The organism is Clostridioides sp. ES-S-0006-03 (genome assembly GCF_020662275.1).
Classification (GTDB): domain Bacteria; phylum Bacillota; class Clostridia; order Peptostreptococcales; family Peptostreptococcaceae; genus Clostridioides.
This window is the reverse complement of the sequence record NZ_JADGMM010000001.1, coordinates 342,689-363,480: the sequence shown is the minus strand read 5'-3', so window position 1 is coordinate 363,480 and position 20,792 is coordinate 342,689. Positions and strand designations below refer to the sequence as shown.

The following is a 20,792-nucleotide window of genomic DNA, read 5'->3' as shown; positions in this document are numbered from 1 at the left end:
TTATGAATTTAACACATACTTCCGTTAAGCGTCCTCTCACAATCATAATGGTCTTCTTAGTATTAATAGTTTTTGGTGGTATTGGATATAAAAAAATGTCAATAAATCTAATGCCTGATATAGAAATACCTGTTGTAATGGTTATGACTACTTGGACAGGTGCAGGTCCTCAAGACGTTGACGAACAAGTTAGCCAAAAAGTTGATGAAAGTTTATCATCTGTTTCAAATGTAAGCTCAACTATATCAAGTTCACAAGAAAGTGTTTCTATGGTCGTAGCTCAATTTGAATTTGGAACCAACCTAGATGAAATAATGAACGATGTTAGATCTAAAGTAGATGCATTACAAACTAGTTTACCAGATGATGCAGCTAAGCCAACAGTACTAAAATTAGATATGAATGCACAAGCTATAGGTCAGCTTGTTATATCTGGTGGAAATAATAATGCACAAGCACTAAGAAAATACGCTGAAGATGTAATTCAGCCTAAAATAGAATCTATAGATGGTACTACATCAGCAGACATTAAAGGTGGAGAAAAAGCTCAAGTTAATGTAATAGCTGACCCATCAGTTCTTTCAAATTATGGAGTTAGTTTATCAACTATAAAAGGTATTTTATCATCTAGTAATAAAACATTCCCTTATGGTTCAATTACTCAAGGTGAAGATAAGATAGTCTTAAGATCAATTGATAAATTAGAATCTTTAGATGATATAAAACAGATTCAAATTCCTGTAAAAGGAGGAAACACTGTTAACTTAGATACTCTTTGTAGTGTAGATTATGGATTTGCAGACAAAGATAGTATTTATAGATACAATGGAAAAAGCAGTTTAGTAATAGATATTTCTAAGCAACAAGATGCAAATACTGTAAAAGTTATGCAAGATGCATATAAATATGTAGATGAATTGAATAAAGAAAATCCACAATTTAAAATTAAAATTGCCAATGATACAAGTGCTTACATAAGCGAATCAATAAACAGTGTAATGAGCAATTTACTTATAAGTGCAGTTATTGCATTTGTAGTAATATTTGCTTTCTTAAAAAGTGTAAGAGCTTCATTAGTTGTTGCAGTGGCAATACCAATTTCTATAATAGGAGCAATAGCTGTTCTCTATTTTACAGGCGAAAGTTTAAACCTTATCACTGCAAGTTCATTGGTAATTTCAGTTGGTATGGTCGTTGATAATGCTACAGTTGTAATTGAAAACATATTTAAATACAGGAAAAGTGGTCGTTTGAGCATTGATGATTGTGCTATTGAAGGTACACGAACTGTCACCAATGCAATACTAGCATCAACATTGACTACTATAGCTATATTCTTACCTATTATGTTTACAGAAGGTATAGCCAAAATAACATTTGGGGCTTTAGGTAAAACACTTATAGCTTCTCTAGCCTTCTCTTTTATAGGCGCAATTACTCTTGTTCCTAGTGTATTTGCAAAACTAAGTAGAGGTAAAAGTAGTGAAAAAATGAAGGAAAAAGATAGCCCTATATTTGATAAGGTAAGTGAAGGATATAAAAGATTACTAAGTGTATGCTTGAGACATCAGAAATTAGTAGTAATATCAAGTTTACTTATATTTGTAGCTTCTCTATTCGGAATGAGCTTTATAGGTATGGACTTTATGCCTGCAGCAGATAAAGGAGAATTGGCTATTTCTATAGAACTTCCAAAGGGGCTTAGCTTAGAAGCTAATGATTATTATGTTTCTATGACAGAGAAAAAAGTTTCAGATATTCCAGAAATCAAGACATTGATAACAAGTTTGACATCAGACTCAAATAATAATAGTGCAAGTATAGCAATTGAATTGGAATCTCAAAAAAATAGAAAAAGAACTACTGATGAAATAGAGAAAGAAATAATTGATAGAGTTGCTACTGTTCCGGATTGTAAAATAAATGTAAGTCAAAATAGTAGTGTTATGGGTGGAACTTCAGGAGCAGACTTCACATTAGAGATGAAGGGCCCTGATTTGGATGTATTAAAGATATTAGGAAAAGAAGTTGAAAAAGAATTCAGTTCTATAAAAGGATTTAGAAATGTAGAGACTTCCCTTACAGATACAACACAAGAAGCTCAATTTACAATAGACAAACATAGAGCTCAAGAATACGGTGTAAATACAGCAGAAATTGCAGGATTATTGCGTACTGCAATAAATGGTGATTCAGTTACTACTGCTACTATTGATGACTACAAAGTCGATGTAAATCTAAAGTTTAAAGCAGATAGTATCGATAATCTAGAAGATATAAAACAGTTAAAAGTAAATTCTACAACTGGAAATGAAGTACCTCTTGGAGCTTTCTCGGACATAAAAATGGTAGATGGTTTACAGTCCATATCAAGAACTGATGGTGATTTTTCTGTAAATATAACTGCAACACTTGATAATTTAGATGCTGGTACAGCTACAAAATTAGCATTAGAAAAAACTAATAAGATGTTAATCCCTAAAGACTACTCTATTGGTGTTGGTGGAGAAACAGAAATGATGAATGAATCTATGGCCAGTCTTGGATTCTCAATGGTTATAGCCATAGCACTTGTTTATATGGTAATGGTAGCTCAATTTGAATCATTTAGTAAACCATTTATAATAATGTTCTGTGTGCCATTTGCATTTGTTGGAGTTGTACTTTCTCTTTTGGTAACTGGTCAAAGTTTAAGTACTGTAGGTATGTTAGGTATAATCTTACTTATCGGTATCGTTGTTAACAACGGTATAGTTCTTATTGACTACATAGAACAACTTAGAAAAGCAAATAGTAGTAATGATTTAATTGGATTGGTTTCAATTGGTTGTGCTGCGAGACTAAGACCCGTTTTAATGACAACTGCAACAACAATTCTAGGTATGTTACCAACAGCATTATCTCTTGGTGAAGGTGGAGAAACAATGCAACCACTAGCCGTAGTTATAATGGGTGGTCTTACTGTATCTACACTAATAACACTAGTACTTATCCCTACTATATATTTAATATTTGATAAGTGGGAAAATAAGTTTTCAGATAGGATGCCTAAAATATTTGGTAAAATAACAGATAAAATAGGAGATATAAAAGGAAAAATATTTAAGAAACCAAAATTAAAAGCTAAAATTTAAATATAAATGGAGGGCGATTGTATTGAAGAAAAAAGTTAGTAAAATAATTGCAATTGGATGTGGTGTTGGTATAATAACAGCTAATTTAATGCCAGCCTATGCAAATGATAATACTTCTTCTATAAATAAAGTTGATAATGCTACCTTAAGTGACTCGACTAAAAGAACGGCTGAAAAAGAACTTTTAACTGCTAGAGATGCTGTCAGTGCAGCAATTAAAAATAGTGAAAAATTAAAAATGAAATCAGAAGAAATAAAAATGTTAAAAGAAAAACTAGAAGTACAGGATGAATTTGATAGTTTTACTGGAAGTGACAACTCATTTCCATATGACCAAATTGGACTTCTTAAAAATCAAAGCGAACAGGCAAAATATTTTATGGAAGACCAAATAGCAAATGATATTACTAATAAGTACAATGATTTAGTATCAAGAGAAAATGAATTAGATAAAATAAAAAATAATCTTGAGATAAAAACTAAAGAAATTAAAGATATGAAGCTAAAAAAGGATTTAGGTCTAGTGACATCATTGGAAACTGAGTCAGCTGAGCTTGAACTTCAGACGCTACAAAATACTCAAAAATCTAAACTTCAAGAACTAAAAAATAATCAAGATTATTTTAAGTTGTTGACTAATATAAATTTAGACAACTATCAATTAGATAAAGAATACCGTTTTGAGTCTTTTAGAGTAGGTGGTTCAGTTGATTCATACATGGAAGGTAAGGTTAATGAATACTTAAAGTATGACCAATTGATTTTAGAACGTACAGAAGAAAGTTTTAATGATGATGATGAAAATAAGGCAGATTTACCAGATAGACCTAATCTTACAAGACCAGTTGCTCCTACAAAACCAGAACAAGGTAGTTTAACTGATGCTGAATATGAAGTTCTTAAGAAGAAATATGATAAAGATTATGAGCAATATGAAAAAGCAGTTGAAGCATACAATCTTGAAAGACAGACTTATGCATCTGGACTTACTACATATGCAAATTATCTTCAACAAAAATATAATACTGAAAATGGCTTAGTTACACTAGAGGATAGTAAAAAAGCTCTAAAAAAAGGCTTGATTGATAGCTATGCACAATTACTTGCTTTAGAAGATACAATTGGAACAACTAAAAAACAGCTTGAATTATCGGAAAAGCAATTAAAAAATACTAAGCTAAGATATGACTTAGGATTGATTACTCTAACTGACTATAAAAAACAAGTAGTAAGCAATGAAGATGCTAAAAATAGCTATGATACACTTATTGTAAACTATAATTCATTAAAAAATGGTATAGAAAAGCCATGGATACTTAGCGATGGAGGCAAAAAATAATACTGTTGTATAAAAGCATTTATTTACTAAAATAAATTTGCTCAATAAAATAGAAAAAGAGTTGGCTTATTATTAGTTCAACTCTTTTTCTATTTACTAAAATATTATTGATTCTAAGAACACATATATTCTTCACTACAAAATAAAGTCTAAAGCTTAATTTAATTACTTTTTATCAAATGTTTCATCTATTTTACATCTGACCATATTAACAAATTCTGAAATATTATATCCTTTCAGCTTACATCCACATTTAGGACAATAGTCCAACTTCCTAGATACTAATGCTCTACAGCTAGGTTCTGGGCATCTCATTTTAAGACTCTCTTCTACTACTTTAAATCCACATCGTGGGCATATACTACCTGGACGTGATGATACTTCTTTTCCACATTTAGGACACTTTGTCAACTTTATCCCCTCCAGTAAACTCAATTTAATTATTAGTTGAAATTTCTCTCTTACAATAATGTATGCAACATAATTAAATACGTTTCACCTACTATAATATAAATTAGTTTTTTTATAATAATATAAAATAAAAATCCCCTATACTCAATTTACAAATACTCTATTTGATACATTGATGTATAGGAGATATAAATATTTTAGTTTAATTATATATATTTATAATATATTATTATCTAGGGTTTTTTATAGATGCTTGAGCTGCTGCAAGTCTAGCAATTGGCACTCTAAATGGTGAACAAGATACATAGTTAAGTCCTACATTATAACAGAACTCTACTGAAGATGGTTCTCCACCATGTTCTCCACATATTCCTAGTTTTAATTCTGGTTTAACTTCTCTACCTAATTTAACTCCCATCTTAACTAACTTACCAACACCATTTTGGTCTAGTACTTGGAATGGGTCTTTTTCTAATATTTCTTCATCTACATATTGACCTAAGAATTTACCAGCATCATCTCTTGAATATCCAAATGCCATTTGAGTTAAGTCATTAGTACCAAAACTGAAGAAGTCTGCTTCTTGTGCTATTTCATCAGCTGTTAAACAAGCTCTAGGTATTTCTATCATAGTACCTACAGTATAAGGAACTTCTACTCCTTCTTCTTTGATTATAGCATCAACAGTTTCTACTATCATTTTTCTTATTATCTTTAACTCATTTACTTCTCCAATTAATGGAACCATTATTTCTGGAGAAACTTTAACACCTGCTCTTATTGCTTCTATAGCACCTTGTATTATTGCCTTAGATTGCATTACACATATTTCAGGATAAGTTATTGCAAGTCTACATCCTCTGTGCCCAAGCATTGGGTTAAATTCATCTAAATCAACTATTCTCTTCTTAATATCACTTACTTTTATTCCCATAGTTTTTGAAAGTTCTTCTATAGTTTCATCATCATGAGGTAAGAATTCATGTAGTGGTGGATCTAGTAATCTTATATTAACTGGCTTTCCATCCATAACTTTGAATAACTCTACAAAATCTTCTCTTTGCATTGGTAATATTTTTTCAAGAGCTTTTTCTCTTTGCTCTACTGTATTAGACAATATCATTTCTCTAACTGCTGGTAATCTGTCTTCATCAAAGAACATATGCTCAGTTCTACATAGACCTATACCTTCAGCACCAAATTCTATAGCTGCACGAGCATCTCTAGGATTATCTGCGTTAGTTCTAACCATCATACATTTATGCTTATCTACCCATTGCATTAATTTTTCAAAGTTTCCAGTTAAAGAAACTTCTGTTTTCTTAACATCTCCTAAGTAAACATTTCCTGTAGAACCATCTATAGAAATGTACTCTCCTTCTTTTATAACTATATCATCAAGAGCTCTTACTTCTTTATTAAACTCATCAACTTTTATTTCTCCACATCCAGCAACACAACATTTACCCATACCTCTAGCAACAACTGCTGCATGTGATGTCATTCCACCTCTAGCTGTAAGAATTCCTTCAGCCTTAACCATACCTTCTATATCTTCTGGAGATGTTTCTAGTCTAACTAAAACTACTTTTTCTCCCTTTTCATTTGCTTTTACTACATCATCAGCATTGAAGTAAACTCTACCACTTGCTGCACCTGGTGATGCTGGTAAACCTTTTGCTATAACTTTAGCTTCTTTTAAAGCTTTATCTTCAAATTTTGGATGTAATAACTGGTCTAATTGATTAGGCTCAATTCTCATTATAGCTTCTTTTTCATCTATTATTCCAGCTTCAACTAAATCAACTACTACATTTATTGCTGCTGCTGCTGTTCTTTTACCATTTCTAGTTTGTAATATATATAATCTTTCATTTTCTATAGTAAACTCTATATCTTGCATATCTTTATAGTGACCTTCAAGTATATGAGTAATTTTTACGAATTCATCAAATACAGCTGGCATTACTTCAGCAAGAGTTGATATATTTTGAGGAGTTCTTATACCTGCAACAACATCTTCACCTTGAGCATTCATTAAGAATTCACCAAATAATTTATTTTCTCCTGTAGCTGGATTTCTAGTAAATGCAACACCTGTACCACTAGTTTCTCCCATATTACCAAATACCATTGATTGAATATTTACTGCTGTTCCTAAATTATGAGCTATATCATTTAATCTACGGTATACGATTGCACGAGGGTTATTCCATGATCTAAACACTGCCTCTATAGCAAGCATTAATTGCTCTTTTGGGTCTTGTGGAAAATCACTTTTTATTTCTTTTTTGTATATTGCTTTAAATTCTTTTACTATTTCTTTTAAGTCATCAGTTGTAAGTTCTGTATCAACTGTGTATCCTTTTGCTTCTTTTACTCTATCTAGTACATTTTCAAATTTGTATTTTGGCACTTCCATAGCAACATCAGAAAACATTTGTATGAATCTTCTGTAACTATCATATGCAAATCTTTCATTTTGTGTAGCTTCTGCTAGACCAATAACACTATTGTCATTAAGACCTAAGTTAAGTATTGTATCCATCATTCCTGGCATAGAGAATACTGCACCAGAACGAACTGATACTAGTAGTGGATTTTTATTGCATCCTAATGTCTTGTTTAAATCTTTTTCTAAAGTAGCTAGATGTGCTTCTATTTCTTTTATTATTTCTGCTCTTATACTTTCATTATTAACATAGTAGTCATTACATGCCTCTGTTGTTATAGTGAACCCAGGAGGGACAGGTAAGCCTATCTTAGTCATTTCTGCTAAATTGGCACCTTTACCTCCTAGTAAAGATTTCATGTCTTTGCTTCCTTCACCAAAACTATAAACATACTTAGTTTCCATTGTTAAATCCCCCATTAATCTTTTTTATTTTAATTTATATCATTTTTATTATTAAACATTTTATTAAATTTCTATTTCTTTATATATTTTTAGACCATTTTCCTTCATTATGTCTAAAATTATACCTGCAGTTTCTTCAATTGCTTTATTTGAAACATTTATTACTGGGCATCCAATTTTCTTCATTATTTCTTCTGAATAGTCTAATTCTTGAAGTATTCTTTCTAAGTTAGCATAATTAGCTTTACTAGATAGCCCTAAAGCTTTTAATCTTTGAGTTCTTATTTCATTCAACTTTTCAGGTGAATTAGTAAGACCTATTATCTTCTTAGTTTCTATTTCAAATACTTCTTTAGGAATTGGTATTTCTGGAACTAATGGTACATTAGCTACTTTTATATTTTTATTAGCTAAATACATACTTAAAGGAGTTTTAGATGTTCTTGATATTCCCACTAAAATTATGTCTGCTTGAAGAACTCCTCTAGGGTCCTTTCCATCATCATATTTTACTGCAAATTCTATAGCCTCAACTCTCTTAAAGTAAGATTCATCTAATTTTCTGATTATACCAGCTTCTCTTTTTGGTTTTCTTCCAGTTCTTTTACTTATTTCCCTTAATATATCTGTCATCAAATCTATACAACTAAGACCTTCTCTTTCGCAATATCTTTCAACAATACTGCATAGCTCTTCATCAACTAATGTATATACAATCAAAGCGTTTTCAGCTTTTGCATTTTCTAGTGTTTCAAGTAATACTCCCTTATTAATCATATATGGAAATCTTTTTATTTCATAAGTTTCATTTACATAAAATTGTGACATACATGCTTTTGCAACTTGTTGTGCAGTCTCTCCTACTGAGTCTGATACTGCATATATAATTAGGTTTTTCACCAGCATACCTCCTTAATTGTCAACTATTTCTAAAAATAGCTTAGTTATGTTGGTTTTTGATATTCTCCCAACAACTCTCATATGGTTTTTGTCTTCTTCTTTATATTCAACAATTGGAATCGAATCTACTTCATGTTCTATTATTTTTTTTGAAGCCAATAAAACACTTGCTCCCTTAGTCAAAGTAACTACATTTGGAGTTCTTGTCATTATCATACCTATTGGCATCTTATTTATATCAGAACCTCCTATAGTTGCTTTTAATAAGTCCTTTCTAGAAACAACTCCACATAATTCTTCATTTTCATCTATAATAACTATACTCCCTACATCAGATAAAAACATAGTGACTATTACATCATATATACTTTCGTCTTTCTTAGCTAGTACAGGCATGCTCATTATATCTTCTACTGTTTTTTCTTTTATACTTTTACCAATTAAATTAATTTCACTAACTCCTGAATAAAAATATCCAACTTTTGGTCTTGCGTCTAGTATTCCTGTCATTGTTAATATAGCTAAATCAGATCTAAGTGTAGCACGAGTCACATTCAAGCTGGAGGCAATACTTTCACTCGTTATTGGTTCATTTTCCTTAACTATATCTATTATTTTTAGTTGTCTTTCATTAAGCTGAATAATAATCACCTTCTTTCATTGTGCTATACTTTTTATCTTTTCGTATCTTATATAGTATATTATATAACTATATATACCATTCTGTAAACAGATTTTTTATTGAATACGATATATTTTTTACCAAGTTCTTTTGCTTAAAGATATTTATTGTATATTAATGGGGGATATTTCTTTAATTAATAGAACTATATTAGTATTACAGTTAATATTATAATACATAATTGGCTATTTTAATTCATTTTATATTAAAATTTTTAATTATATTATCTTAAATATGAATATAAAATTGCAGAATTAATTTAAATTAAACCTACTAGTAAGATTTTTAACTGTAAACAAACTATAAAATAAGATTTATCAAAACACTCTCTCAAAAAATATAAAAAAATTTAAAAGGGCTGATTTTAAAATAACCATCAACCCTCTTTTAAATAACATCTATATTATATTATTATACAATAAATTTTATCCAAATATTTTTTCTTGTAATTGTCTTAAATGATATAAAGTAGTATCTTTTTCTATCTCTACCATATCATATGTTATAACTTCACCCTTTTTAATATCTTTAATAACTTTAGTCTTTTTACTGATTAAACCAATAGGTACAGCATTCATTTCTTTTGCAACATCATATTTTTCTATAGTGCCATAGCATGTATATGCACCATATCCATCCATATACTCACCTTTTTTCAAGTCTTTCTTAGCTATAGTCATAACTTCTGCAACTAATCCAGCTTTAGGCACTATTGTAGCCTTATGCTCTAAAACTGCCATTGCTGCTGATAAAGGAGTTTCTAAACTGCATAAATGATATGGTCTATATAATATGTAATTAGGTCCATCACCCATACTTAAGTATTTTAATTCATCATTAACTGCTTTTAATTTATGAGCAACTACAACGAAAACACCAGGTGCTATACCATTTACAAAATCAACTACACCATAATTATCTAATACTCCACCTTCGCTTTTTAATGCATATTTCTTAGGTACTTCATTAACTGTAGCTTCAATACCATGCCCACCTCTTACATCAGGTACAAATCCAGTTGCATTACACATTAAAGCCATTTCTACCATTGTTTTAGTACCTTCTTTAAAAGAAGCTATCATATGAGGTGAAGCTCCTTTTCTTTCTGCTTCTTCTTTTACAGTATCAGGATTACAGTCTAAATCTAGTTTATTGTTTTTACCTTTACCTACTACTCTAACTTCAAATCCCATTGCATCTGCAAAATCAAATAGACCCATTACTGCCCCTGGTTCATCTCCTGCAGAACCTGTAAATATTACTCCTGCGTCATCTGCTAATTTTTTAAGTATTGGACCAACAACACAATCAGTTTCAGCGTTTAACATTACTATATGTTTTTTATTTAAAATAGCATTTAGTGCTATTTCTGCACCAATTGCAATACCTCCTGTTGCATCTATAACTACATCTATTGACTTTGTTTTGCAAGCCACAAGAAAGTCATTACATGTTAATACTTTTCCTTCTTGTAATTTTAATTCTGCATCTGTTTCATTTGTTACATTATCTATGATTTCTTCTTCTATACCTGCATCAGTAAATGCTTTACGAGCTAATTCTAGATTTATATCTACAACAATAGATGCTTCCATTCCTTTCATATTTGCCATTTGACTTACCATTCCATTACCCATATGACCAGCACCTATAAGAGCTACTTTTATTTTTTTACCTTCTTCTTCTAGCTTTGCAAGTTTTCTGTTTAAATCTAACATATCAATTCCTCCTGTTATAATAATTTTATTTTTCAAATTAATAAATAGTTATTAAATCTCCAATCTTTATATCTGGTTTTCCAATTTCTACATGTATTTCTCCAGGTAAATTTACTTTATCTTCTCCATCAAATTTAATTGTACAGTGACCAATTTCTCTAAGAGTATTTTGAGCAATATCACCAACTGAAACTATACAATAATCTCGATTTCCTATTGTAAGTGTATCCCCTATTTCAACATTACTTTTTAATGTTGATATTGAATGAATTACAGATATATCTTTCAAATCTTCATCATTAATAGTTTCATCGTATATAATAAGACAGTTGCTTTCATTTATTAATTCTTCAACTAAACTGCCTATCCCACTTATCTTAACTTCATACTTCATGATATCCCTCCTGATAATTTATATTAGATTAATTAAAAGAAACATTTATTTTTTCTTTTATAAATTTTATAGCTTGTACAATACTTTCTTCATCTTTAAATTTTTGCTCTGCACTATATATGTCCAATCCTTTTATATCTTCAATCTCTTTAAACTTAGCCATCACTGTGCGACCTTTTAAAATTTCTCCACACTTTATAAATCCCTCTGAATCTGAAGATATAATAGCTATACTTCCTTTAGAAAAATAACTTTTCTTTTTTCCTGTAGACACTATATCGCCCATTTTTTTAGCTTTATTTAAGGCTTTGAAATATAGTTTATTCTGATTCATTACAAACAAAGTATTTAAAACATAAACAACAAATAAAATTATAAGTAGTTTCATATTTACACACCTTTCATAAATTAATTTGTTTTTTTAGTCCTATACAAAACCTATATAATATTCTCAATCAATACTTTTTTAAATTCTACAAAGCTTCTACATTTACTTATCTTATTTGTTAATTTTACATTTTGTCCTATCTTTAAAACTTCTTCATAAATCTTTACCAATAAATCTGAATCCACCTTATCCTCACATGGAAACATTGTCATAAGTATTATTTTTATACTTCTATTTGCATAAAATATTGGCTCTTCTAAAACCCCAACTGCCATTAAAAATTTATCTGACTTTTCATTTACAGCATGAGGAAATAATAAACCTTTATCAAAAACTGTAGGAGATTTTTCTTCTCTTTTGATTATATTTTTTCTAAAATTATCATCAATACATCCCAAATCCATAAGATTGTCCATCATTTTTTCTAATGAATCAAGTATCGTTTTTTCATTTAATATCATAAATTTATTTTCATTTAACAAATTATTTATTAGTAAATTTGGAGAATCAGTAGTATCTATGTTGCCTTCTCTTAAACATAATACGGTCTTTAATTGTTCCCTCAATTTATTTTCATCAAATATTGTATTGATTTTTAATACTATTGTATTTATATTTGATGTATCTAAATCAATAGTTGTAAAAACTATATCGTATTCATCTAAATTAATGTTTCTCAAATTAAAACTTGAAAGAGTATCAATTTTAGGATTATTTCCTATCAATTTTTCAACTCTTATTTTTAATAGTTTTGCTGTTCCAAGACCTGTCCCACATATAATTGCTATTTTCCTAATTGAATAAAATCTACTACTATTTCTTTCTAAGTATCCACTAAAATGAATTGCTATATAACCAATTTCATCCTCAGAAACTTCTAGATTATATTTTTTCTCTATTACTTTTCCTGCTATTTGTGCCAGCTTAAATGGAAGTATATAGTTTTGTTTGATTTCTTCTAACAATACATTTTTTAATTTTATATTAAATAATAGCCTGTTCAGTGTAAAACTAAGATGATATCCAAGTCCTACCCTTAACTCATCCTCATTTATAAAAATACCCATATCAACATATATCTGATTGAATATGCTTTCCATTAAATCATCAATATTTTTATTTATTCTACTACTATTTAAAGCACATTCTGATGCTGGTGCATTTCCACTTACTAATGGTATAGTTAAATAAATAATTTCTTCATCATTTAAAATATATTCAAATTTTTCTGATAAAATATTCTTTATTTCCCCAGCAATAAGATACTCATCATATGACTTAAGTAAATCAAATTTTACATCATACTCTTTTACTATCTTCTGTTCTTTTACTCTATACATCAAAACTACTATGTAATTAAAAACTTCTCTGAGCATTTCATCTGTAACATAAAAATTATTATTTTTAAATAAAGTCAATAATTCTTCTTCTAAACTTGCAATTTCTTCTTTTTTGATACATTTAAAGTACTTAGAATTATTTAAATCTTTTCTTGAATCTTTATACAACTGATTTAATATAAGTAACCTAATATCAAGTTCACTACCATGCAATTTCATTCCTGTATTTTGCTTTTTTACTAAATTCAAATTATAAGAATTTAATACCTTTTCTACATATTGAAAGTCATTTACTAGCGTAGTTCTTCCTATACACATCTCATCTGCTAGACTATCCAGTGTAATAAATCCATCTAGTTCTATCAAATAATTTAGTATAAACTCTGCCCTCTCTTCCTTTGAATTTAATGAAAATACACTTTTTTTATTCACATCAATAATCTTATTGAGTATTTGCTTATCTTTTATCTCTAGTTTATAGCCTTGACCTTTTATATATTTTATTATTGCTATGTTACTTCCTAAATCTTTATTCAATTGCTTTATATATGTTCTGACACTTCTGGTTGTAACATTCAATTCGTCTGCTATTGAATCAATACTTACAAACTCTTTTTTACTACACATAATCAATATCTTGAATATTTTACGGTCAATAGAAGGAATTTTCTCAGTTACATTCATTTTGCATCTCCTCCTTGATTTCATTCTAGTACAAACTTGAAACCAAATTAATACATAAAATTTCACTTTGCTAGAGGAAAATTTAGTATTAATCCAAATCAATAATCACTCCTAATTAATACTACAAAAGCTAGTCTTTCATTAACTAAAATTTTGACTAGCTTAAGTTTACATTTACAATTTTATTAATTAAGTTTAAATCTCATAACAACATAAAATACTATCTTAATGCAAATATTGCAACGCCATACGCAATAATTACAGATATTGGCCCAGTTATTAAACGAGAGTAAAATAATGCTGGTACGCCATATTCCACGGTTTCTGGTTCTGCTTCTCCTAAACTTAATCCTACTGGGACAAAGTCACAGCCAGCTTGCCCATTTATTGCAAATAAAGCAGGAAGTGCTAAATATGCTGGTATTGCACCAAGACCAATTTGTGTTCCTACAAGAGTACCTACTACCTGTGCTATAACTGCTCCAGGGCCTAATATAGGTGATAAAAATGGAAGTGTACAAATTATTGATATAACTAACAAACCACCAATGTTTCCTGCAAGTGGCGATATTACCTTTGCAATCCAATCACCTAACCCAGATGCCAAAATAATTCCCATAAGCATACTTACAAATGCCATAAATGGTATTACATTATTCATTATCATTTGGATGGTATCTCTACCCGCATCATAAAACTTTGATACTACTTGTCCTGCTCCTTGCCCAATAGAAAGTATTATGTTTTTCTTCGCATATTCTTCTTGAGCTTTTGATTTTACTTCATTATAATTATCAGGCTTTCTAATAGAACTTTGACTTTCATTTTTATTTTCTTGAGATTTTTTTTGTGTTTCTTCACCATCTAAAATACTTATGCAATTAATATTAACATCTGATACATAGTATTCTTCAGTTATAAATTTTGCTAAAGGCCCTGTTTTTCCCACTGGATTTACATTAATTGTAGGTATTTTCTTCTTTGGATAAACCCCACACCTTGCTGTTCCACCACAATCAATAATAACTACTGCCACCTCTTCATCAGGAATCCCAGTTTTAAATCCATCTATAACCTCACAATCCAATAATTCTTTTATTTTTAATGTCACTTCATGAATACCACCAGCAGTCATTGACAATATTTTATTTCTAGTTGCTTCTTTTTTTATGTATAAAGGTCCTCCCCAACCAGAAGTTCCCTTTTCTATCTTTAATACTCTATTTTCATCCATTTTAAACCCCTCCTAAGCCTTATTTGTTGCTTTATTTTTTCTTGTTAAAAATGCGTACATTTTTTCTGTTACTACACCTCTTATAAAAATCACAATTAGACCAACTATAAAATACCATAATGCTAATGTAGTTGTTTCCTTACCTAATGTAGTTAAACCTGCTGATATACCTAGCCATACAAAAAGTTCTCCTGCATTTGCATGTGGGAAAAGTCCTGTAATTGGATGTACAAATGAAACAGCTGCATCATAAAATCCTGCTTTATGTTCCTCTTTTAGAAATCTACCAAATGTATAACACATAGGATTTCCTAAGAAAAATACTGACACTAATGGAAGCAAAGTATATCTTGTAAAAGCATTTCTTCCAAGTTTAGAAGCCCATTTATTTACTCTTTCTTCACCAACTATTTTAATCAATGAGTTAATAGCTACCATTAAAACGATTAATGTTGGAAGAGTCCCTGATATAAGACCTACAAATTGTTCTCCTCCCTTTTGAAATAAACCAATAAACCACTCTGCACCTTTACTTAGACCTGTAATAACGTTTTCCATAAGATTATAACCTCCCTATAATTTCTTTAAATTTTTAATTTTATTGACTAGCTTTAATTCTACAAATTGTATCCTTTTTCTGTAAGATATACTATTATTATAAATGTTTTTCTTTGATTAATATCATTTTAATATAATATTTTTGATAAATTAATACATCTTTTTTCAACTTTGCAAAGGAAAAAGTTGTACTAATTAGAATTTTCAGAAATATACAAATTTTATTATGACTATATTTTAAATTTTTCTTAGAAATTTAAGAACTTGTTTTTATTTATTTTATTATCGAAATTGTCGATAGCTACTATAAATAAAAAAATAGATGCTCTTTTCTGAGCATCTACTTTCTATTTCAGCTTATTTTTAGTTTTATCTACAGTTATTTTATAGGTATACAAATATCAATCTGTGAATCTACATTATCAGGTCCTAAAAATCTTTCATCATATATCTCGAAATCATCTCTTATATCAATTTTTTCCTTTGTGCTTAAGAACCAAGTTCCCCATATATATTCATAAGTTTTATCTAGCTTGTCCAAGCTACCAGTATGAGTGAATACAGCGTATTTTCCTCCATCAATATTTTTTGAAACAAATAAACTTGGTATATTTTCATAGCTACTAACTTCAAGCCCTATTATTTCGTTAAATTCCATAGTTTCGCTAAGTAGATGTATTTGTGGAGTTGCTTCACAAATTCCAAATGCTCTGTTTGATGGCAAAGTGTTTGGCACCATATTGTATACTTCTCTAAATTTTTCCCACAAACTAGGTAATGACTCATCTTCTAGTGTTACTTTTTCTTTTATACCAATTACTTTTATTGAATCTATCTCTTTTATAACTGGTTTGATTGTTACATTTTCAACTAAATGTTTCATAAAATCTAATTCTAGTTTTTTCTTCTTTCCAACAAATACATCTATTCTATTTTTTCTATATTCTATGGGACTGACCTTGTATATAGATTTAAATGCTCTACTAAATGCTTCTGAAGATTCAAAACCACTATCAATTGCTATATCTAGTACCTTTTTATCACTGTATAAAAGTTCTTTAGAACTATTAACTAATCTTCTTTTTTTTATATAACTTCCTACACTCTCACCAAACATAGATTTAAATAAACGTGTTAAATGATAATAAGAATATCCAGATTCTTTTGCTACATCATTTACACTTATATCTTCTTTTAAGTTATTTTCAATATATATTATAGCTTTTTCAAAATACTTTAAGTAATCCAAGATTATACCCCTATTCTCTTTAATATTCTCAAGTATTATAATATTTTAAGTAACACTATTTTGTTTACTATACTAAAATATCATAAACAATTCAACATTATGTAGCACTTTCATTTTATTTTGTATATATAACTACATAGGATAATCAGAGTATTTCTTATTCAATTAATTTAAAAAAATCTGATGGTGATTTCTCTATATTTATATTTACAAGTTGTGTTGTATGCTTAAAGTTATCATTTAAATAGTAACTATTCCAACCATTGTCTTCCAATCCACCCCATAAAATATTAAATTTTCCCATAGTTAGGTCCATAACTATACTTTTTAAAGTTCCAAAAAAATCATTATAATAATTACAAGATAGACCTTGTGGATATTTTGAAGTCAATAAATTGATTAAATCTTTCTCACCAATCTTTTTAGAACTTTCTATATACTCTTTAATTAATTTATATCTATGAATAGAATTGCTCATTGATTGTGGTTCTAGTTTATGAAGTTCCTCAATATGGACATGATTTGTAGAATGTAAAAATGATTCCCTTTCACTTTCTACCTTATTTATTCTATTTATGTCTTTTCTTCCATCTAAAGTTTCTACAAGTGCAATATTTCCAGACTTATCTGCAATCAATAAATTAATATTATATGCTATTGGCATGTCTTCTATATATACCAATGCTTCCTCTACATCCTTACAGTTTTCCAACAAATATCTAATAACAGCCCAAAATTGTAAACCTACAACAGCTGGCTTTCTCAGTCCCTCTGAATTACCTACAGGTAAACCACAAGATGACTGACTCACACCTAAACCACATTCATTCATTCCCTCAGTTCTACCAAACTGCATTACTGTAGTCCCAATATGTGCGTATTTACCAGCTACCTTAGTTTTGCATAACACAAAATCTTCCATCTTGTGTGAAAAGTCAAAATTACGTGCAAATAGTACATGACCATTTTCAGTTAATTCTGGTGCTAATGCAACTTGACTACAACCTGGTCTAAGATATGTCATAGTATAGTATAAAATTTGATTCTGATTTACATGAATAGCATCAGCAAAACCTTGTAATTCTTCATTAAGCCCTGGACAATATTTATCAAATAACTCCACCATATGATTTTCTTCTTCTTTAGTTAAAACATTAGATTTATTAATTTGTTCACCTATCAACTCTGGTATATTTACAATTGATTTTCCTAACTCATACCCTATTTCATAATTTGTACCACATAATTCGAAAGTTCTTACTTTTAAAGTCTCCATATTGTTTCCTCCTACATATATCTTGTATTTAATTTTATCATCAGAGCTATAACCTTTCATGATATTTTTTGCTATGATAAGTTAACAAATCTAAAAGGTCTAATAAGTACCAGATTTATATAGGATTATTTAAGTTTCTATATCATTTAAATCATATGATGTTTTTTTAATACTAGGCATAATACCTTTTTGTATTTCTTGTTGGGCTTGTTTTACTAGTGCATTATAATCATTCCCCTTCATTCTTTCTAAGTGTCATACATTTAGCAAATGTATTTCCTGTTTTTAAATATGTATATCCAGGCATTTCAAATAAAATTGGTTTTAATTTATCATAATCGATTTTGCTAAACTTACCATAATATGGTCATGTCCAATAATACCTAAATGTCCTACTAACATCCAGTTAGGTCTTTCATTAATTACTACTCCAACTACTACTAATGGTGTAGGATATAATCCTATTACAGAACCTAAATCTTTTTTCATATATAATTACCTCTTTTATTTTATTTTTTGTATTGTATTCCCTTAACTCAACTTAAGGTCAAGCATTATTTTTTATATTCATGCTTTTCTTTCCACTCCTTAACCATTTTTTGTGTTACAGGGTCACACAGGTTATAGTAATTTTCAATTTTATACTCAACAACATCTAAACATTCTTGAAGTTTACTAATCTGTGTAGTCAAATCTTCCTTTACTTCCACCAATATTTCTCTACGTACTTCCTTTGTATCATCATCAGAGCATGCAAGTCGTACATATTCAATAATAGCTTCTAAAGAAGCACCTGCTTTTTTAAACTTCATCACAAACTCAATCCAATGAATAGCGCGTTCATCATAATCACGAATTCCAGATTTATTTTTAGGAATAGGTGGAATCAAACCAATCCTTTCATAATAACGCAAATTATCGACTGATATTCCAGTACGTTTTGAGGCTTCTTTAATTGTCATAAGCATCACACTCCTTATAATTATCTTTTTTTAATATACAACCTTAAGTTAACTTCAGGTCAAGTCTTTTTAAAAACTTTTTTTATAAATTAAAAAAGTAAATCAAAAAGGTGAACTATATAAAGTTCACCTTTTATTTTAGAGACTATACTTAAATGTAATTTATTATATTATAAATTTTATAATTTAATATGTTCAATCCCAATATATTTTATTTTAAAATTATATAAATATATTTTTTAACACTTTAAAAAGGACCTAAATTAATCTGTACTGCAATCATCAAAAATATAAATCCTAAAGCTAATTCCATAAGTATTATCTTTGATGCAAATTTAAACCATCTTGTATAAGGGATATGAGCAATAGATATTCCAGCCATAAGAACGCCTAGCGTTGGTACTATTCCATTTGCAAATCCATCACCCATTTGGTAAGCTAAAACTGCAACTTGTCTAGGTATTCCAATAACATCTGCAAGTGGAGCCATAAGTGGCATAGTTACCATAGCTTGACCTGTACCTGAAGGTATAAAGAAATTGATTACAGATTGCATAATCATCATTGCTCCTCCACTAAAAATCCTAGGAACATAATTTAACACTAATGACAATCCATGAACTATTGAATCTAAAATTACTCCTTGTTCTAATATAACTACTATACTAGATGCAAATCCTATCAAAATAGCTGGATATACCATCTCTTGCATCCCTTTTACAAATCCAGAGGCAATTTTATTTGGATTCATACCATAGACTATTCCACATAAAATTCCTAGAGCAAAGAAATAAGCTGATAAATCCGACATTCCTAAAGAAAATTTTACAATCAATATCATCAGAACCAGTATTCCTCCAAAGAATGTAACTAATACTCTAATATTTCCAGAAGATAACTTATCCCCGACAGAAGACTCATCAATTTGCCAGTGACTATAATCAATGTCTGACACTAAACTTTTACTTGGGTCTTTTTTTATCTTTTTACAATAAAAAATTATATATGTAGAAAGTAAAATCATTGTACAAATCCAAAATATCCATCTAAACCACATACCTGAAAAAAGTGGTAAACCTGAAATACCTTGTGCTAATCCTACTGTAAAAGGATTAATAGTAGCTGAACCATAACCTGATGCAAGCCCTAACAATAAAATTCCTGAAGCAACTAATGCATCATATCCCAAAGCAATACATAAGGTCATCAATATAGGTAAGAATGCAATACATTCTTCATACATTCCTACAACTCCACCAGCTAGTCCAAAAGTCAATACTAGACACGTAATTATAATCTCACCTTTTTTGCTTCCTTTACTTTTGGAGATAACTCTACCAATTAGGGCATCTAGTGAGCCAGTAGAATTTACTATACCAAATGCACCTCCAATAATAAGTACAAAAAAAACTGTTACAGAATTTTTTCCAAGCCCGCTTGGTATAGCTCTGAATACATCCATTATACTGACAGGATGTTGTTCTCCATATGTAAAACTTCCAGCTTGCACAATCATATTTCCAGTATTTAAATCTTCAACTCTATTATATGTTCCAGAAGGAACAATGTAGGTCATTATGGCTGCAAATATAATTAAACCTATCATCAAAACATATGCATCCGGGAATGCTAATTTTTTCTTTTTGATTTTACTCTTATTAGTCAT

Annotated in this window: 17 protein-coding genes; 2 read left to right on the top strand and 15 right to left on the bottom strand. The window is 29.4% G+C overall.

The window, feature by feature from the left end; genetic code table 11:
- The first annotated feature begins 2 nt into the window (after positions 1-2).
- Positions 3-3,134 carry an efflux RND transporter permease subunit gene (locus IR151_RS01525; RefSeq protein ID WP_227432631.1) on the top strand — a complete coding sequence of 1,044 codons (3,132 nt, stop codon included), beginning with the start codon at positions 3-5 and terminating at the stop codon, positions 3,132-3,134.
- Between the two features lie 22 nt (positions 3,135-3,156).
- Positions 3,157-4,473, top strand: coding sequence for a TolC family protein (locus tag IR151_RS01520; protein WP_227432630.1), 1,317 nt, complete (start codon positions 3,157-3,159; stop codon positions 4,471-4,473).
- Positions 4,474-4,638: 165 nt separating this feature from the next.
- Here the strand turns inward: IR151_RS01520 and IR151_RS01515 are convergent, their stop codons facing one another.
- From IR151_RS01515 to IR151_RS01445, 15 genes are all read right to left on the bottom strand, one after another.
- Positions 4,639-4,884, bottom strand: a complete 246-nt coding sequence (locus tag IR151_RS01515; RefSeq protein ID WP_227432629.1) for a hypothetical protein — start codon at positions 4,882-4,884, stop codon at positions 4,639-4,641.
- 229 nt (positions 4,885-5,113) lie between these two features.
- The gene (gene ppdK / locus IR151_RS01510) at positions 5,114-7,741 is read right to left on the bottom strand and encodes a pyruvate, phosphate dikinase (RefSeq protein ID WP_227432628.1); all 2,628 of its coding nucleotides are present in this window, start codon (positions 7,739-7,741) and stop codon (positions 5,114-5,116) included.
- A gap of 63 nt (positions 7,742-7,804) precedes the next feature.
- Positions 7,805-8,647, bottom strand: a complete 843-nt coding sequence (locus IR151_RS01505; protein ID WP_227432627.1) for a pyruvate, water dikinase regulatory protein — start codon at positions 8,645-8,647, stop codon at positions 7,805-7,807.
- A 6-nt stretch (positions 8,648-8,653) separates the two neighbouring features.
- Positions 8,654-9,292: a helix-turn-helix transcriptional regulator gene (locus IR151_RS01500; protein WP_227432626.1), complete on the bottom strand. Its 639-nt coding sequence runs from the start codon at positions 9,290-9,292 to the stop codon at positions 8,654-8,656.
- Between the two features lie 456 nt (positions 9,293-9,748).
- The gene (locus IR151_RS01495; RefSeq protein WP_227432625.1) at positions 9,749-11,041 is read right to left on the bottom strand and encodes an NAD(P)H-dependent oxidoreductase; all 1,293 of its coding nucleotides are present in this window, start codon (positions 11,039-11,041) and stop codon (positions 9,749-9,751) included.
- A gap of 37 nt (positions 11,042-11,078) precedes the next feature.
- Positions 11,079-11,435 (bottom strand): PTS glucitol/sorbitol transporter subunit IIA, encoded by a 357-nt coding sequence (locus tag IR151_RS01490; protein ID WP_227432624.1) that lies wholly within the window; start codon positions 11,433-11,435, stop codon positions 11,079-11,081.
- A gap of 28 nt (positions 11,436-11,463) precedes the next feature.
- Positions 11,464-11,823: a transcriptional regulator GutM gene (locus tag IR151_RS01485; RefSeq protein ID WP_227432623.1), complete on the bottom strand. Its 360-nt coding sequence runs from the start codon at positions 11,821-11,823 to the stop codon at positions 11,464-11,466.
- A 50-nt stretch (positions 11,824-11,873) separates the two neighbouring features.
- A complete protein-coding gene (locus IR151_RS01480; RefSeq protein ID WP_227432622.1) occupies positions 11,874-13,847 on the bottom strand; it encodes a BglG family transcription antiterminator in 1,974 nt (657 codons plus the stop codon).
- A gap of 220 nt (positions 13,848-14,067) precedes the next feature.
- Positions 14,068-15,081 carry a PTS glucitol/sorbitol transporter subunit IIB gene (locus IR151_RS01475; protein ID WP_227432621.1) on the bottom strand — a complete coding sequence of 338 codons (1,014 nt, stop codon included), beginning with the start codon at positions 15,079-15,081 and terminating at the stop codon, positions 14,068-14,070.
- 12 nt (positions 15,082-15,093) lie between these two features.
- On the bottom strand, positions 15,094-15,639 hold the full coding sequence (locus IR151_RS01470) for a PTS glucitol/sorbitol transporter subunit IIC (protein ID WP_227432620.1): 546 nt from the start codon (positions 15,637-15,639) through the stop codon (positions 15,094-15,096).
- 379 nt (positions 15,640-16,018) lie between these two features.
- The gene (locus IR151_RS01465) at positions 16,019-16,888 is read right to left on the bottom strand and encodes an AraC family transcriptional regulator (protein WP_227432619.1); all 870 of its coding nucleotides are present in this window, start codon (positions 16,886-16,888) and stop codon (positions 16,019-16,021) included.
- A 157-nt stretch (positions 16,889-17,045) separates the two neighbouring features.
- A complete protein-coding gene (locus IR151_RS01460) occupies positions 17,046-18,164 on the bottom strand; it encodes a C45 family peptidase (RefSeq protein WP_227432618.1) in 1,119 nt (372 codons plus the stop codon).
- Positions 18,165-18,488: 324 nt separating this feature from the next.
- Positions 18,489-18,653 (bottom strand): hypothetical protein, encoded by a 165-nt coding sequence (locus IR151_RS01455; protein WP_227432617.1) that lies wholly within the window; start codon positions 18,651-18,653, stop codon positions 18,489-18,491.
- A 65-nt stretch (positions 18,654-18,718) separates the two neighbouring features.
- Positions 18,719-19,126, bottom strand: a complete 408-nt coding sequence (locus IR151_RS01450) for a MerR family transcriptional regulator (RefSeq protein ID WP_227432616.1) — start codon at positions 19,124-19,126, stop codon at positions 18,719-18,721.
- A gap of 247 nt (positions 19,127-19,373) precedes the next feature.
- Positions 19,374-20,792, bottom strand: coding sequence for a YfcC family protein (locus IR151_RS01445; protein WP_227432615.1), 1,419 nt, complete (start codon positions 20,790-20,792; stop codon positions 19,374-19,376).